Genomic DNA, 16,167 nt, shown 5'->3' with positions numbered 1-16,167 from the left:
TCCTACCCGGAACAGGGCCACCTTCCGCCTAGTCTTCCGGGCATGGCTGCGGCGCAGGGACACCTCTCGGACGGTCCGGACGACGCGGATGGGGAGGGCTCCCCGTCCGTCTTCCGGCAAGCGGTCGCGGGACTGCAAGGAGTGCGCCTGCGGCCGGAGATCGAGCTGGACGCGACCCCGCCGCCCCAGCGGCTCGCCCCCTTCTCGTACGCGCTGGAGGCCGCGGTCGTCGTGGACGACGAGGAGCTGGCGGACGGCCGGCTGATCCTGCTGCACGACCCGGCGGGCCACGAGGCCTGGGGGGGGACGTTCCGGCTGGTCACGCTGGTGCACGCCGATCTGGAGCCGGAGATGGCGGCGGACCCGCTGCTGCCGGAGGTGTGCTGGTCCTGGCTGACGGGCGCGCTGGAGGCCCGGCGGGTGCCGTACGGGGCGCCGAGCGGGACGGTGACCCGGGCGGGTTCGCACTACTTCGGGGGGCTGCGGGACCGGGAGCCGTCGACCCGCATCGAGATCCGGGCGTCGTGGTCGCCGGCGGAGCCGCCCGCGGGCCCGGCGGGGCAGGCCGCGGCGGGGTCCGGCGGCGGGGTGCCGGACACTGCGGCGCACCTCGCCGCCTGGTGCGACCTGCTGTGTCAGATCGCGGGACTGCCGCCGGGCGGGGGCCCGGAGGCCGGGGTGGTGACGCTTCCCCAGCGGCGCGACCCGCAGAGCCGTTGATCGACCAACCGTCCGAATTGCCCGAATTGTTACTCATCAATTCGTGATCATTCCCTAAAGCCGGGACGCTTCGCTGCCGAAGAGGCTTGTGACCCTTCCCATACGGATCGCCCCGGCTTACCCCCCACGCCGGCACCCGTCCCCCGCCACTCCCCCATGGAGGCTTGGTGTCCGTTCTCCTCGAGCAACCTGCGAGCCTCGCCTACCGCCCCAACAAACCGACGGCCATGGTCGTCGTCGCCGACCCCCGTGTCCGCTCCACCGTCACCCGCCACCTGTGGGCGCTCGGCGTGCGAGATGTGATCGAGGCGTCGTCCATCGCGGAGGCCCGCCCCCGCGTCGGCAACCCGCGCGACATCTGCGTGGCCGACGTCCACCTTCCCGACGGCTCGGGGCTCACCCTGCTGTCCGAGACCCGCGCCGCCGGCTGGCCCAACGGCCTGGCCCTGTCCGCCGCCGATGACATCGGCGCCGTGCGCAACGCCCTCGCAGGAGGCGTCAAGGGCTATGTCGTCACCGGTACCCGCACCAACCTGGGCCTCCCCGGCCGCCCCGGCGCGGCACCCATCGGCTCCGCCGCCGCGGCCCGGATGCACCGCCGCCCGCCCGGCGCCCCCGGCCACCCCGGCGGCTACCGCGAGCTCTCCGGCCGGGAGGTCGAGGTGCTGCGGCTGGTCGCGGAGGGTCAGTCCAACAAGGCCATCGGCGTCTCGATGGGCCTGTCCGCGCTCACCGTCAAGAGCCACCTCGCCCGGATCGCCCGCAAGCTCGGCACCGGCGACCGCGCCGGAATGGTCGCCGTCGCACTGCGCACGGGCATCATCCACTGACCGCTCCCAGCGGGCGCCGCACGCCCCTGGAAACGGCACCACGCCCGTCGAGGGGACATACCGTCGGCGGGCGCTTGCCATACACAGATACCCTTGACCGGTGACCGACGCCCAAGAGACCGCAGAAGACACGACACTGCGAACCACCGGGGGCGCTCCCCCGGACGACGTCGATTCGGCGCCGATCCCCCTGCTGGAACCACGCGAAGGCATCCCGCCGGTCGTCGCTGACAACGATGCCCTGGCCGAGATCGTCGCGGCGTTCGCAGCGGGTACGGGCCCCGTCGCCGTCGACGCGGAGCGCGCCTCCGGCTACCGCTACGGCCAGCGCGCCTACCTCGTGCAGCTCCGCCGCGAAGGCGCGGGCTCCACGCTGATCGACCCCGTCGGCTGCCCCGACCTGTCCACGCTCGACGCGGCCATCGGCGACGCCGAGTGGGTGCTGCACGCCGCCACGCAGGACCTGCCGTGCCTGCGCGAGATAGGGATGACGCCGTCGCGGCTCTTCGACACGGAGCTGGCGGGACGGCTCGCCGGATTCGCCCGGGTCGGGCTCGGCGCCATGGTCGAGAACGTGCTCGGCTACGCCCTGGAGAAGGGCCACTCCGCCGTCGACTGGTCCACCCGCCCGCTGCCCGACCCCTGGCTGCGCTACGCCGCGCTCGACGTGGAACTGCTCGTCGACCTGCGGGACGCCCTGGAGGCGGAGCTGGACCGGCAGGGCAAGCTGGAGTGGGCCCGCGAGGAGTTCGCGGCGATCGCCGCCGCGCCGCCCGCGCCGCCGCGCAAGGATCCGTGGCGCCGCACGTCCGGCATGCACAAGGTCAGGCGGCGCCGGCAGATGGCCGTGGTCCGCGAGCTGTGGACCGCGCGCGACCTGATCGCGCAGCGGCGCGACGTCTCGCCCGGCAAGGTGCTCGGCGACGCCGCGATCATCGAGGCCGCCCTGAACACGCCGGCGAACGCGCACGCCCTCGCGGCCCTCCCCGGCTTCGGGCACCGCATGAGCCGCAAGCAGCTCGAACAGTGGCAGGCCGCGGTCGACCGCGCCCGCGCGATCCCCGACGCCGAACTGCCGCAGCCCGGCCAGCCGCTGACGGGCCCGCCGCCGCCCCGCGCGTGGGCCGACAAGGACCCCGCGGCCGCGGCCCGCCTCTCGGCGGCGCGCACGGCGGTCTCCGCGCTGGCGGAGAGCCTCAACATGCCGCAGGAGAACCTGATCGCCCCGGACACGGTGCGGCGCCTGTGCTGGGAGCCGCCGCGGGTCGCGACGCCGGAGTCGGTGGCGGAGGTCCTCACCGCGCACGGCGCGCGCCGCTGGCAGATCGAGCAGGTCGCTTCGCTCCTGGTGGAGGCCCTCAACGCCCCGGCGGCCTGAGGTCTCCTTTCCCCAACCCCGCCCCTTCCCGCAACTGGGGGCTACGCCCCCGGACCTACGGGCTGGATTCTCGGACAACGGTCCGCGAATCCAGCCCGTCCGGCGTTTGAGGACAGCCCGCCGCTGGGGGCACCTCCCAGCGGTAGCTGGGGGAGCAACGGACCCGCAGACGACAACGCACCCGCAGATGTGACCTTCGCCGCCATACGAAGGGGCTGGGCAGCATGGTTACCCGCAAGTAGCATGACGGTATGAGTCCGCGCCGCGGCGGAGCCGTATCGGCATGCCCGCGCGGCAGCGATCCGCACCTGGAGGAGAGCCAACGTGCCTCGTACCGCTAGGGACGTCGTGTTTGTCGACGGCGTCCGCACCCCGTTCGGCAAGGCGGGCCCGAAGGGCATCTACCACGAGACCCGCGCCGACGATCTCGTCATCAAGTGCATCCGGGAGCTGCTGCGCCGCAACCCGAACCTCGATCCCGCCAGGATCGACGAGGTCGCCATCGCCGCGACCACGCAGATCGGTGACCAGGGTCTGACCCTGGGCCGCACGGCCGGCATGCTCGCGGGCCTGCCGCAGACGGTGCCCGGCATGTCCATCGACCGCATGTGCGCCGGCGCGATGACCGCCGTGACGACCGTCGCCGGTGGCGTCTCCTTCGGCGCGTACGACATCGCCCTCGCGGGCGGCGTCGAGCACATGGGCCGCCACCCCATGGGCGAGGGCGTGGACCCGAACCCGCGCTTCCTCTCGGAGCGGCTGGTCGACGACTCCGCGCTCGTCATGGGTATGACGGCGGAGAACCTGCACGACCGCTTCCCGCAGCTCACCAAGGAGCGCGCGGACGCCTACGCGGTCCGCAGCCAGGAGAAGGCCGCCAAGGCGTACGCCGACGGCAAGATCCAGGCCGACCTGGTGCCGATCTCCATCCGCCGGACCTCGCCCGAGGGCGGCGAGCTCGGCTGGGGCCTGGCCACGGCCGACGAGCCGATGCGCCCGGGCACCACCATGGAGGGCCTGGCGGGTCTCAAGACCCCCTTCCGCCCGCACGGCCGGGTCACCCCGGGCAACGCCTCCGGCCTCAACGACGGCGCCACCGCCTCGCTGATCGCCGCCGAGGACGTGGCGCGCGAGCTGGGCCTGCCGGTCAGGATGCGCCTGGTGTCGTACGCCTTCGTGGGCGTCGAGCCCGAGGTGATGGGCTACGGCCCGATCCCGGCGACGGAGAAGGCGCTGGCCAAGGCGGGCCTGTCCATCGAGGACATCGGCCTGTTCGAGCTGAACGAGGCGTACGCGGTGCAGGTGCTCGCGCTCCTGGACCACTACGGCATCGCGGACGACGACCCGCGCGTCAACCAGTACGGCGGCGCGATCGCCTTCGGCCACCCCCTCGCCTCCTCCGGCGTGCGTCTGATGACGCAGCTGGCCCGGCAGTTCGAGGAGCAGCCGCACGTCCGCTACGGCCTCACCTCGATGTGTGTCGGCCTCGGCATGGGCGGAACGGTCATCTGGGAGAACCCGCACTTCGAGGGGGACAAGTGAGCACCACCACCGAGCTTTTGAAGGGTGCGGCCGAGCTGTTCCCGGACGAGGTCGTCACCCAGGCGCACGTGCGCCACTTCGACCTCCCCCTGGGCGCGGGCGTCTTCGCGCTCATCACGCTGGACAACGGCCTGGACCACACCAAGCCGACCACCTTCGGCCCGCAGTCGCTGGCGAACCTCGACGCCGCCCTCGACCAGGTCGAGGCGGAGGCCGCGGCCGGGAAGATCGTCGGTGTCGGTGTCACCGGCAAGCCGTTCATCTTCGCCGTGGGCGCGGACCTCAAGGGCGTGGAGCTGCTGGGGCGCCACGAGGACGCGGTGGCCATCGGCAAGGGCGGCCACGACGTCTTCAAGCGCCTGTCGGCGCTGGCCGTCCCGACGTTCGCGTACTACAACGGCGCGGCGATGGGCGGTGGCGTCGAGGTCGGTCTGCACTGCTCCTACCGCACGGTGTCCAAGGCGATCCCCGCCTTCTCGCTGCCCGAGGTCTTCCTCGGTCTGGTCCCGGGCTGGGGCGGCTGCGCGCTGCTGCCGAACCTGATCGGCGCGGACCGCGCGGTCTCGGTCATCATCGAGAACTCGCTCAGCCAGAACCGGCAGTTGAAGGGCAAGCAGGTCTTCGAGCTCGGCATCGCCGACGCGATCTTCGAGGGCGCGGACTTCCTGGAGCAGTCGCTGCTGTGGACGGCCTCCGTCCTCAAGGGCGAGACCGAGGTCGTGCGCCAGGAGATCGACCGCGGCGAGGCCTGGGACCAGGCCGTCGAGCGCGGCCGGGCGATCGCGGACTCCAAGGTGCACGGCGCGGCCCCGGCCGCCTACCGCGCGCTGGACATCATCGCCGCGGCCAAGAACGGCGACCTGCGCCAGGGCTTCGACGCCGAGACCCAGGCCCTCGCGGACCTGATCATGGGCGGCGAGCTGCGCAGCGGCATCTACTCCTTCAACCTGGTGCAGAAGCGCGCCAAGCGCCCGGCCGGTGCGCCGGACCGCTCGCTGGCCCGCCCGGTCACCAAGGTGGGCGTCGTCGGCGCCGGCCTGATGGCCTCTCAGCTCGCGCTGCTGTTCGCGCGCCGCCTCGAGGTGCCGGTCGTGCTGACCGACATCGACCAGGAGCGGATCGACAAGGGCGTGGGCTACGTCCACGGCGAGATCGACAAGCTGCTCGCCAAGCGCCGGATCGGCCAGGACAAGGCGAACCGTCTGAAGGCCGCGGTCACCGGCTCCCTCGACAAGGCCGCCGCCTTCGGCGACGCGGACTTCGTCATCGAGGCCGTGTTCGAGGAGATGGGCGTCAAGCAGCAGGTGTTCGCCGAGGTCGAGGCGGTCGTACCGGCCCACACGATCCTGGCGACCAACACCTCCTCGCTGTCGGTCAGCGAGATGGCGTCGAAGCTGAAGCACCCCGAGCGGGTCGTCGGCTTCCACTTCTTCAACCCGGTCGCGATCCTGCCGCTGCTGGAGATCGTGCGCGGCGAGCAGACCGACGACGCGGCGCTGGCCACGGCCTTCGGCGTGGCGAAGAAGCTGAAGAAGACCGCGGTCCTGGTGAAGGACGCCCCGGCGTTCGTCGTCAACCGCATCCTCACCCGCTTCATGGGCGAGATCCAGAACGTCATCGACGAGGGCACCCCGGTCGCGACGGCCGAGAAGGCCGTCGAGCCGCTCGGCCTGCCGATGTCCCCGCTGGTGCTCCTGGAGCTGGTGGGCCCGGCGATCGGGCTGCACGTCTCCGAGACCCTCAACCGCGCCTTCCCTGACCGCTTCACGGTCTCGGCGAACCTGGCCGCGGTGGTCAAGGCGGGCAAGCGCGGCTTCTACGTCTACGACTCCGGCAAGCCGGAGCTGGACCCCGAGGTGGCGGCCCTTCTGGTGCAGGGCGACTCCGTCCTCACCGAGGAGCAGGTGCGCGACCGGGTCCTGGACGCCGTCGCGCAGGAGATCGGCCTGATGCTGGACGAGGGCGTCGTCGCCGAGGCGCAGGACATCGACCTGTGCCTCATCACCGGCGCGGGCTGGCCGTTCCACCTGGGCGGGATCACGCCGTACCTGGACCGGTCGGGTGTGTCCGAGCGGGTCCTCGGAAGGAAGTTCCTCGCCGAGGGGATCGCCAGCGTTCCGGCGTAGCACGGTCCGTACGCCAAGGGCCGCACGGGTGGGGAAACCCCACCCGTGCGGCCCTCCGGCGTTGCCTGCCGGCCCTACGGCATGGCCTGGCCCGCTTCCAGGCGGCGGAGCGCCGCGCGGGTGGCCCCGGTGAAGTCCCAGAACTCCTGCGTGGTGCTGGTCCTGCGGCCGGCCCGGGTGTTGACCGTGAACATCGCCGTGCGCAGCGCGGTGGTCATCTCCAGCTGCGCGCCCATGCCGAGCAGGGTGCGGTTGACGATGTTGTCCGGCTGGACGCCGCCGAGGGAGGCGTGGTCGGAGGCATCGACCGCCCGGATGCCCGCCGCCTTGTACTCGGCGAGCAGATGCTGCCGCAGAGCCGCGTTGCGCCCGCCGACGAGCACTGCCTTGGCCTTGTCCTCCAGGCCTGCCTGGGAGGGCGTGCACCCGTGCAGGCTCAAGGCGTTGAGGCTGCCCGCGCACAGCGCACGGGCGACTCCGTCGTCGCAGTGGGCCGAGGTGACGTGGAGATCCCCGTTGTCCGCCGCGCGCAGCCCCTCGAACATCCAGTAGTCGTGGAGTGGACCGTCGGCCGGGGCAGGAGTGAGATCGGCGGGGTGGTATCCGGCGATGGCCAGGCACAGCTCGGAGGTGCCGACCTCGATCCCGCCACCGTGCGGGGCGAGGATCGTCGTGGCAGCGTAGTCGGACCGTGCGGCGAGGTCGTCGTCGAACCTGGCGTGGCGCCGGTAGCGGCGCCCGTAGTCCTTGCCCTCCACGAGGGAGGGATCGGCGTAGAGGGCGCTGTTGGAGGGGTACGTGTCGGACGCCCCGGCGGACGTCTTCGCGCTCGCTCCGGCGGCGCTGCCGAATCCGAGCAGGACCGGGGAGGCCACGGCGGTGGTGGCCAGGAAGGCCCTTCTGCTGAAACGGGACATGGTGGTGTCCTTCACTGGGACGCGTCGGCCGGCGACCGCTCGGACGACAGCTCCGTGGCGGCGAATTCACGGAGCCAGGCACGGAACTCCGGTCCGAGGTCGTGGCGTTCGCAGGCCAGCCGGACCGTGGCGCGCAGGTACTCGCCCCGGTCACCGGTGTCGTAGCGGCGGCCGCGGAAGACGACTCCGTGCACCGGACCACCGGCTCCCGTGGTCGCCAACGTGTGCAGCGCATCGGTGAGTTGGATCTCTCCGCCCCGGCCCGGTGCGGTGCGCCGCAGGACGTCGAAGACGGCGGGGTCGAGCACATAGCGGCCGATGATCGCGTAGTTGCTCGGGGCCGTGCCGGGCGCGGGTTTCTCCACCAGCCCGGTGACCCGCAGCGCCTCCTCGTCCCCCGTCGACGGCTCCACCACGGCGCAGCCGTAGAGGTGGATACGGTCGGCGGGTACCTCGGTGAGAGCGATCACGCTGCCACCCAGCTGCTCCCGCACTGCGATCATCTGCGACAAGAGCGGGTCGCGGGGGTCGATGAGGTCGTCGCCCAGCAGGACCGCGAAGGGGCTCTGCCCGACGTGGGCCTCGGCGGCCAGCACCGCGTGCCCCAGGCCCAGCGGGTCGCCCTGGCGGGCGTAGTGCAGGGTGGCCAGGGTGCTGGACTCGCGTACGAGCGAGAGGCGTTCGCGGTCGCCCTTGGCCTCGAGCACGGTCTCCAGCTCGTGGGCCCGGTCGAAGTGGTCCTCCAGAGCGCGCTTGTTGCGCCCGGTGATCATGAGGACGTCCGTGAGTCCCGCCGTCGCCGCTTCCTCCACGACGTACTGAATGGCCGGCTTGTCGACGACGGGCAGCATCTCCTTGGGAGTGGCCTTGGTGGCCGGCAGGAAACGTGTGCCCATGCCCGCGGCGGGGATGACGGCCTTGACCACGGGGGTGGTGGGTGTCTGCATGACGGGGCGTGGCCGAGGCCACTCCTCTCTCGTGTGGAATCTGCGCGGGGTCAGGCTTGCGAAGGCGGGTGCCGGAGCGGGTCCGGCCGACGGCTGCGGGTCCGCGGCACCCTTCACGGGGCGGTCTTGAACGCGCCGGAGGCGCGGCCCAGGGAGTGGAAGTCCCAGCCGGCGTCGGTCCAGGCGGCGGCGTCCAGGGCGCCGCGGCCGTCCACGATCCGCGGGTGGCGTGCCAGCGGTGCCAGCGCCGCGGGATCCAGTTCCCGGAACTCCCGCCACTCGGTCAGGTGCAGGACGACTTCCGCTCCGCGCACGGCGTCCTCGGCCGATATCGCGTAGCTCAGCAGCGGGTGGGTCTTGCGGGCGTTGTCCATGGCCTTCGGGTCGTACACGCTCACATCCGCGCCGTCGAGCCGCAGGCGGTCGGCGACGTTCAGGGACGGCGAGTCGCGGATGTCGTCGGACTCCGGCTTGAACGCGGCACCGAGCACCCCGACGCGCTTGCCGAGGAGCGAGCCGCCGCACAGCTCACGGGCCAGCTCGACCACGCGGTCGCGCCGGCGCAGGTTGATCGCGTCGACCTCGCGGAGGAAGGCCAGCGAACGGCCGGTGCCCAGCTCCTCCGCGCGCGCCACGAAGGCCCGGATGTCCTTGGGCAGGCAGCCTCCGCCGAAGCCGACCCCGGCGCGCAGGAACCGGGCGCCGATGCGCTCGTCGTGTCCGATGGCCCGCGCCAGCACGGACACGTCCGCGTCCGCCGCCTCGCACACCTCCGCCATGGCGTTGATGAAGGAGATCTTGGTGGCGAGGAAGGCGTTGGCGGCGGTCTTGACCAGTTCGGCCGTGGGGAAGTCGGTGGTGACCACTGGAGTCCCGGCGGCGATGACCGGTGCGTAGACCTCGCGCAGCAGCGCTTCGGCGGCGGCGGAGCGCACCCCGAGGACCAGCCGGTCGGGCCGGAGCGTGTCCTGCACGGCGAATCCCTCCCGCAGGAACTCGGGATTCCACGCCAGCTCCGCGCGGGAGCCGGCCGGGGCCAGGTCCGCGAGCCGCTGGGCCAGCCGGGCCGCGGTGCCCACCGGCACAGTGGACTTTCCGGCCACCAGCGCGGGCCGGGTCAGGTGCGGGCCGAGCGCCTCGACGACCGCGTCCACGTATGTGAGGTCGGCGGCGTCGGAGTCCTTGCGCTGCGGGGTGCCGACGCACAGGAAGTGCACCTGCCCGAACGCCGCCGCTTCCTCGTAGGAAGTGGTGAAGCGCAGCCGGCCGGACGCGGTGTGCTTGGCCAGCAGCTGCTCCAGCTCCGGCTCGTAGAAGGGGACCCGCCCCGCGCGCAGCGCGCCGATCTTGTCCGGATCGACGTCGACCCCGAGCACCTCGTGCCCGAGCTCCGCCATGCAGACGGCATGGGTGGCACCGAGATAGCCGGTACCGATGACAGTGAGCCGCAATGACACGGCTTCTCCTTGTGACGATTCCTTGGGAGCGGACAGCCCCCTGAACGCGGACAGATCGCTAGCGCTTGACCCACACGCGGTAGGCCCCGCTGCCGGACGAGTTCTCGAAGGGGACGGTGGCCAGCAGCCGGTAGCGCGCGTTCGCCTTGAGGTTGTCGGCGATGAGGGCATCGGTGCCGCCGGTGGCGAGCCCGTCGAGCACGACGAGGTCGAACCACCCGTCGTCGAGCGCCCGCTTGTACCCGTCCTCGCCGGTGTGCGTGGCGCCGCGGGAGTCCTGGTAGCTGATGTTGTCGGTCGGGGTCCACTGCCGCTGGCTGGTCTGCCCGCGGAGGTAGTACACGGCCACTTCGTGCGTGCCGCCGAGGTAGCGTCCCTTGTCGTTCACGTACGGGCGGAGTACGTCGACCAGCTGCGTGGAGTTCGGCCAGACCCCGAAGCGCCAGGTCGACTGGGCCAGACCCACGCAGAGCATCACGACCCAGAGCAGGATGCCCAGTTGTGGATACCGGAAGTGCGCACCGACCAGGCGGCTCACGCCGATTCCCGCCATGGGAGCCGCGAAGAGCAGTCCGAACCCCACGTGCTTGAACAGCGACACCCCGGTGCCCAGGTACATCTGATAGGCGGGAGCCAGCAGGGCCGTGGCGCAGAGCACGATGCCGATCATGACCCGTCGGCGCCGACCGGGCCCGCTCATGCTCAGGGACCGGGGCGACTCGTTCATGCGGCCGCGGCGTGCGTAGGAGATCGCCCCGACGCATGCGGTGGCGAACAGCAGCCCGCCCCACCCGGCCGACCTCTGCAGGAGGGCGAAGGCGCTCTCCGTGCCGTGCTCACGGCCGGTCGTGGTCTTCTGGATGCCGGTGAGCACGTCGGAGGCGAGCAGCGCGATGCCGAGCAGCGCGGCGATGCCCGCGGCCAGTGCCACGCCCCGCCACAGGGACCGCTTGCCCCGGTGCGGCCAGGCGGTGAGCACGGCGAGCACGAGGATCGTCGGCAGATAGAGGGCGGCGGCGTATTTCACTCCGACGGCCAGGGACGCGACGGGGGCCGCGAGCAGCACGGCGGCGGCAGACGCCCGGTCCGTCCTCACGACGATCCAGGTGGCCAGCGTGAGGAGGAAGAGCGCCGCGGCGTCGTACGTCGCGAAATTGCCCAGCACGATCGTGGACTGGGTGACGGCGAACAGGGCTGCCGCTGCGAGCGCCACCCGTTCGTTGAACATCCGCCGGGTGAAGGAGTAGAGCAGCGCCGTGGTGCCCAGCATGCAGGCGAGGCTGAGGGCGCGCGCTCCGGCCAGCCCGAACGCGGAGTCGGCGAGTGCCGCCAGCACGGGGTACAGCGACGACGAGCCGGAGAAGTACGCGTTGTAGTCGATCGGGAGCTCGGCGCCGTGGAGCAGGTGGTCGAGCTCCATGTGGCCCGCGTAGAGGTAGAGCGCCTCGTCCTGGAAGGCGGTGTTGCTCAGCCGCAGGGAGAGCACCGCCTGGATGGCCAGGATGCACAGCAGCACGGCCCGGCTGACCCACCCGCGGCGCTTGCTGTGGGCCATGTCCCAGCCGGCGTCGGGAGTCTGCGGGATGCGGTACGCCGGCTCGAGGTCGGCGGTGCGCTGTCCGTGCTCGGTGGGCGAGGCGTCCTGCCGCGGCTGCTGCTGCGGAACCTGCGCCACCTGGTGGGCCTGCTGCTCCTCGTACGGCGCGTGGTACTGCGCGTACGGCGCGGCGTACTGCGCCGCTTGGTACGGCTCCGCGGTCGAGGTGGTGTACGGGTCGTACGTCTGCTGCTCGGGCACGGTGACCTGCCCGCCGGCCCAGCCCATGTCGTAGTACGGGTCGTTGTGGTCGGGCGTGTGGCCGTCCTGCTGCTCCGGCACTCGGTACCCGCGTCCCCAGGGGTCGTCGATCGAAGGTTCCATCACGGTTTCCGCACGTCGAAGCCGAAGGAATCATCGGCTGCCAGTCGTTTGAACTCGGCCAGCGCCAACGGGCTGACCTCCAGCCGCCAGTCGGCGCGCTTGTTGTGGTCGAACCAGATGAAGCCGATGATGTCGTCCCGGTCGGTGACGCCCTTGAAGAGGTTCTGCACGTCGGCCCGACGGCGTGCGCCCGGCTCCGCCGCGGTCTCGAGGATGAGCAAGGGCTTGTTGCTGAACGTGCGGACCTTTTTGATGGTCGGGCCGAAGACGTAGTCGAAGGCGTTGCTCTCGTACGAGGTGAAGTAGCCGACCAGACCCACCCAGTCGACGTAGGCGTCACCGGGGTAGTACTGCTCGATGTCGATGCTCTTGACCGAGTTGACGATGTTCGGCGACCAGGCCCAGATGACGTTGGTGGCACCGGCCTCGTCGAAGACCTCGTGGAGGTGTTTCCAGGCCCGGACGTAGTCGGCGGGCTTGACGTGCTTGGTTCCCCACGTCTCCCAGTGGCCGTTCATCTCGTCCGCGAAGCTGATGGCCATGGGCAGGCCGAGCTTCCGTACGGACCCCGCGTACTTCTTGAGGTAGTCGTCGGACTTGCCGTCGGCGATGTCGGCGATCGTGGTGTCGGCAGGCTCCCAGGACACCACCGTCAGGGCACCGGCCTCCCAGGCGTTACGCACGCCTACGGCGTTGAAGTCGTCGCCCCAGGCAGCGTAGTACTCCAGCAGGTTCGGCTTCTTGCCCACCATGTCGGTGTATTTGTCCACCGCGGCCATGGAGGTCGGCGCCTTCTCCACCGCGGCACCGAAGTACTTCTTGCGGGGCTGGATCAGGGGGCGGAGGTCATAGGGCTTGACGAACTCCTCGGCCGCCTTGGCCGCGGGCCGCGCCCCGGCACCGGATTCCGCGGAGGAACAGCCTGCCAGGGGGGCCACCACGGCGGCGAACAGCGCCGCAGCGGTGGCGGTACGGGATATACGAGGTCTCATGCGGCGTTCTCCGCTCGGGGCTGGACCAGGACCCGGCCGACGACCAGGGCATAGAACAGACCGGAGGACAGAATCAGGGCGAAGTCGGGGGCGTACATGGTGAACATGCGCCAGACGGCGGCGCCCACCCAGATGAGCGCGGTGCCACCGCTCCACACCCACATCCCGATCCAAAATCGCCGGGTCTTGTTCTTCTTCGCACCGGAGGAGCCGGTCGGCTGCCATCCCATGCGGTTCTTGCGGAGGATGTCCCAGATGGCGAAGACGTGCGCCCAGCCGTACATCATGCGGGCCGACCAAGCCTCCAGCCGGTAGGGCGCCTTGTGCCAGAGCGGGAAGATGATGGTGGTGTACACGATGCTGGGCAGGACGAGCAGCAGATGCTCGACCTTCAGCTTGTCCGGCATGGTCAGCAGCAGCACGACGGGGATGACCGGTGCCGCGAAGGTGAACAGTGCCGTGTGGATGTAGTAGAAGAAACCGGACAGGTAACAGAGCCGGCTGGAGAGCCGGATCTTCGCCTTCCAGAATTTCCGGCTGGACATCAGGCTCATCGACCCGGAACACCAGCGGTACTGCTGGTTGAAAAACGCTCCGGCGGTGTCCGGGCACACCCCGGTCGACACCGCGATCGGCACATAGCGGAGGTCCCAGCCCAGGCCCCGGAGATCGAAGCCGGTGTGCACGTCCTCGGAGTGCTCGATCAGCGTGGTGCCGCCGTTGGTGTCGAGGGCCGCCCGCCGGTAGACCGCGCAACTGCCCACGCAGATGGCGCCGTCGCTGCCCTGCCGCGAGACCTGGACCGATCGGTAGAACAGCTCCTGAACGGCTCCCGCACCTCGTTCGATCCAGTTCTGCGAGTCGAGCACCCGGAAGTACTGAGGCGACTGGACGATCCCGATCCGCTCGTCGTCCTCCATATACGGAAGCAATTCTTCCAGGAGGTCGGCACGAGGCGCGAAGTCGGCATCGAGAATAAGGATGTACTTTCCGTCGGACTGCCCATAGCCGAAGTGCATGTTTCCGGCCTTCTTGAACCAGCCACGGTTCGGCCGGGTGCCGTAGCGAAACCCGAAGTCGGCTGCCATGGCGGCCAGTTCGGGGCTGGCGGCGTCATCCATGACGAACGGCACACAGACGCCCGGATACCGGTCGGCCAGGGCACGCACATGAGTCCACGTGTTGTGGAGCACCTCGATGGGCTCACCGCACACGGGGAGAAAGACGTCGACCGAGGGGTACTCGGCAGGCCGCCAGTTCCGGACCAGGCGCTTATGGTTCTCGATGTCGAAATCACGGGTGACAGCGTTCACCCGAAGTGAAATCAAGTAGTAGACAACGGTAAAGAACAGCAGCGGGACATAGACCCACAGAAGCGGCGTGGAGAGCGCCAGCTTGAACTGGCTGAGCACGAGACAGATGAAGCTGACCAACGAACTCAGAGTCAACACCCACAGGTGCCGCTTCACATACGCGTATTTCTCGCGATCCGTGGGCGGCTGCGGCAACAACCCGCCGTGCGCGACCCTGCCGTGCGCGGCGCGCCGCCGGCCCCCACCGGAACGCGCCCGATGCCCGCCCGTACGGGCGGGCCGAACTGAACTCATCTGAACCCCTCCGGGCCGACCGGCCCGACTCATCCCCACCCCGACACCTAACGCCCACTGGTCTGAACCAATGCACGATGAAAGTATATAACTCGTAAAGGGGTGTCAAAGTTGCAGCATCGGAGCAACCGATTCCTCTTACTCGGAATCCACGATCGCCGCCCATGACAGACATGGCAGCTTTGTCGGGTTCATGGATCGGCAAGGGGAGGCGGCTCGCCGGCAACCGCGTCCAGTCCGGCGAGCGCAAGGCGACGTACGACGCGCGCAACCGGCTGCAGACGGACGGCGATTCGACGTACACGTACAGTCCGCGTGGTACCCCGAAGTCCTCGTCGTCCTCCGGCCTCGCGGAGGAGAGCCGCTTCGACGCCTTCGGCCGGCTGGCCAAGCAGGGGGACATCTCCTACGAGTACGACGCGTTCGGCCGCCTGGTCGACCGGGACGGCACCGAGCACACGTACTCGGGTCTGAGCGACGATGTCGTCGCGGACGGGCGCGGTGTCTACAGCCGTGGTCTGACGGGCGAACTGATCTCCGTCACGCAGGGCGGCACGACGCGCCTCGCGATGGACGACCGCCACGGTGACGTCGTCGGCACGGTGGACGCGAAGGAGTCCGACCCGAAGCAGCTCGCTTCGTCGGTGGGCTTCGACCCGTTCGGCAAGGTGACGGACACGGCCGGCGAGCAGATCTCCATCGGCTACCAGGGCGACTGGACGGACCCGTCGTCCAAGCAGGTCGACATGGCTGCGCGGTGGCACGAATCGGGGACCGGGGCATTCACGTCGCGCGACTCGATGACGCTCGACCCCAACCCGTCCGTACAGGCGAACCGCTACACGTACGCGAACGCGGATCCGATGGAACCAGTCCACTCGGGTCTACAAATCCGCGGCACAGATCTACCGCGAGAGCAAGAGGTACATCAGCGACAAGGCCCGCGCCGCGAAGAAGTACATCGCGGCGCACAACCCGCTGCCGGTCCTGGCCAAGGCGCTTCGTCCGGTCTATGCCGGCATGAAGACGGCGGTGTCCGCGGCGGTCAATCTGCCGGCGATGATCGTCCAGGAGACCAAGCAGGTCGTCCAGGACGTGGCCAAGGTGGCCACCGAGGTCACGAAGATCGTGTCCGACGTGAGCGCCAAGATGGTCTCCGCGGTCGACACCGCGATCACGGCGGTATCCGAGTTCGCCCAGACCGCCGCGCCGTATCTGAAGGCGGCGTGGGACTTCACGGCTGAAGTCACCGGCATCAACGACGCCGTCGCATGCGCCACGAAGGGCGACGTCGAGGCGTGCCTGTGGACGGCGGTGACGGTCGCGAGCATCTTCGTCCCGGGTTCCACCGGGGCGGTGCGCGGGGCGAAGGCCGTGCGGATGGCCGGCAAGCTCGAGCATGCTGCCGCCGGAGGGACGTGCCCCGTCCCGAACAGCTTCACCCCGGAAACCCTGGTGGTGATGGCCGACGGATCCACAAAGCCGATCAAGGACATCCAGATCGGCGAAAAGGTCCTCGCGACCGACCCGACCACGGGCAGGACCGAAGCCCGCCCTATGTGCAGGCGGGAGCCGCGCTGGCTTGAGGTCCTCGGCGAGAACATCGAACAGTTCGGCGCCAAGTCGCTGCCGTCAGACCACTTGCACATCGAATACTTTCCGGACCATTACTATCTGGCTCCCGATTCGACGTCTCTCGTAGTCTGCCTCCTGGGCTGACTACCGGTTGA

General features: G+C 70.1%; 13 protein-coding genes. 7 read left to right on the top strand and 6 right to left on the bottom strand.

Annotation, left to right across the window (positions count from 1 at the left end; genetic code table 11):
- Positions 1-42: 42 nt before the first annotated feature.
- The 5 genes from DXZ73_RS31880 to DXZ73_RS31860 all read left to right on the top strand — a co-directional run bounded on the left by DXZ73_RS31880 (position 43) and on the right by DXZ73_RS31860 (position 6,596).
- Positions 43-720 carry a DUF3000 domain-containing protein gene (locus DXZ73_RS31880; RefSeq protein ID WP_116214434.1) on the top strand — a complete coding sequence of 226 codons (678 nt, stop codon included), beginning with the start codon at positions 43-45 and terminating at the stop codon, positions 718-720.
- Between the two features lie 167 nt (positions 721-887).
- A complete protein-coding gene (locus DXZ73_RS31875; protein ID WP_116214433.1) occupies positions 888-1,550 on the top strand; it encodes a response regulator transcription factor in 663 nt (220 codons plus the stop codon).
- 100 nt (positions 1,551-1,650) lie between these two features.
- A complete protein-coding gene (locus tag DXZ73_RS31870; protein ID WP_116214432.1) occupies positions 1,651-2,928 on the top strand; it encodes a ribonuclease D in 1,278 nt (425 codons plus the stop codon).
- A 324-nt stretch (positions 2,929-3,252) separates the two neighbouring features.
- Positions 3,253-4,470, top strand: a complete 1,218-nt coding sequence (locus tag DXZ73_RS31865; protein WP_116214431.1) for a thiolase family protein — start codon at positions 3,253-3,255, stop codon at positions 4,468-4,470.
- Positions 4,467-6,596 carry a 3-hydroxyacyl-CoA dehydrogenase NAD-binding domain-containing protein gene (locus DXZ73_RS31860; protein WP_116214430.1) on the top strand — a complete coding sequence of 710 codons (2,130 nt, stop codon included), beginning with the start codon at positions 4,467-4,469 and terminating at the stop codon, positions 6,594-6,596. The genes DXZ73_RS31865 and DXZ73_RS31860 overlap by 4 nt, the downstream gene beginning before the upstream one ends.
- A 74-nt stretch (positions 6,597-6,670) precedes the next feature.
- Here the strand turns inward: DXZ73_RS31860 and DXZ73_RS31855 are convergent, their stop codons facing one another.
- From DXZ73_RS31855 to DXZ73_RS31830, 6 genes are all read right to left on the bottom strand, one after another.
- Positions 6,671-7,513: a poly-gamma-glutamate hydrolase family protein gene (locus tag DXZ73_RS31855; RefSeq protein WP_116216000.1), complete on the bottom strand. Its 843-nt coding sequence runs from the start codon at positions 7,511-7,513 to the stop codon at positions 6,671-6,673.
- An 11-nt stretch (positions 7,514-7,524) separates the two neighbouring features.
- Positions 7,525-8,460: a UTP--glucose-1-phosphate uridylyltransferase gene (locus tag DXZ73_RS31850; RefSeq protein ID WP_116214429.1), complete on the bottom strand. Its 936-nt coding sequence runs from the start codon at positions 8,458-8,460 to the stop codon at positions 7,525-7,527.
- A 113-nt stretch (positions 8,461-8,573) separates the two neighbouring features.
- A complete protein-coding gene (locus DXZ73_RS31845; RefSeq protein WP_116214428.1) occupies positions 8,574-9,911 on the bottom strand; it encodes a UDP-glucose dehydrogenase family protein in 1,338 nt (445 codons plus the stop codon).
- A gap of 64 nt (positions 9,912-9,975) precedes the next feature.
- On the bottom strand, positions 9,976-11,838 hold the full coding sequence (locus DXZ73_RS31840) for a glycosyltransferase family 39 protein (RefSeq protein WP_240351582.1): 1,863 nt from the start codon (positions 11,836-11,838) through the stop codon (positions 9,976-9,978).
- A complete protein-coding gene (locus DXZ73_RS31835; protein WP_116214427.1) occupies positions 11,838-12,830 on the bottom strand; it encodes a glycoside hydrolase family 26 protein in 993 nt (330 codons plus the stop codon). Before DXZ73_RS31835 ends, DXZ73_RS31840 begins: the two co-directional genes overlap by 1 nt.
- Entirely contained in the window at positions 12,827-14,437 is a 1,611-nt protein-coding gene (locus DXZ73_RS31830; protein ID WP_205519268.1) for a glycosyltransferase family 2 protein, read from the bottom strand. Before DXZ73_RS31830 ends, DXZ73_RS31835 begins: the two co-directional genes overlap by 4 nt.
- 164 nt (positions 14,438-14,601) lie before the next feature.
- Here DXZ73_RS31830 and DXZ73_RS31825 point away from each other — a divergent pair, with 164 nt between their 5' ends.
- Complete coding sequence (locus DXZ73_RS31825) at positions 14,602-15,681, top strand: RHS repeat-associated core domain-containing protein (RefSeq protein WP_116214426.1); 1,080 nt, start codon at positions 14,602-14,604, stop codon at positions 15,679-15,681.
- Positions 15,575-16,156 (top strand): Imm32 family immunity protein, encoded by a 582-nt coding sequence (locus tag DXZ73_RS31820; protein ID WP_162890399.1) that lies wholly within the window; start codon positions 15,575-15,577, stop codon positions 16,154-16,156. Before DXZ73_RS31825 ends, DXZ73_RS31820 begins: the two co-directional genes overlap by 107 nt.
- The last annotated feature ends 11 nt before the right edge of the window (positions 16,157-16,167 follow it).

Source organism: Streptoverticillium olivoreticuli subsp. olivoreticuli (assembly GCF_003391135.1).
GTDB lineage: Bacteria > Actinomycetota > Actinomycetes > Streptomycetales > Streptomycetaceae > Streptomyces > Streptomyces blastmyceticus.
The sequence above is the reverse complement of the archived record's forward strand: the minus strand, read 5'-3'. Positions and strand labels throughout refer to the sequence as shown.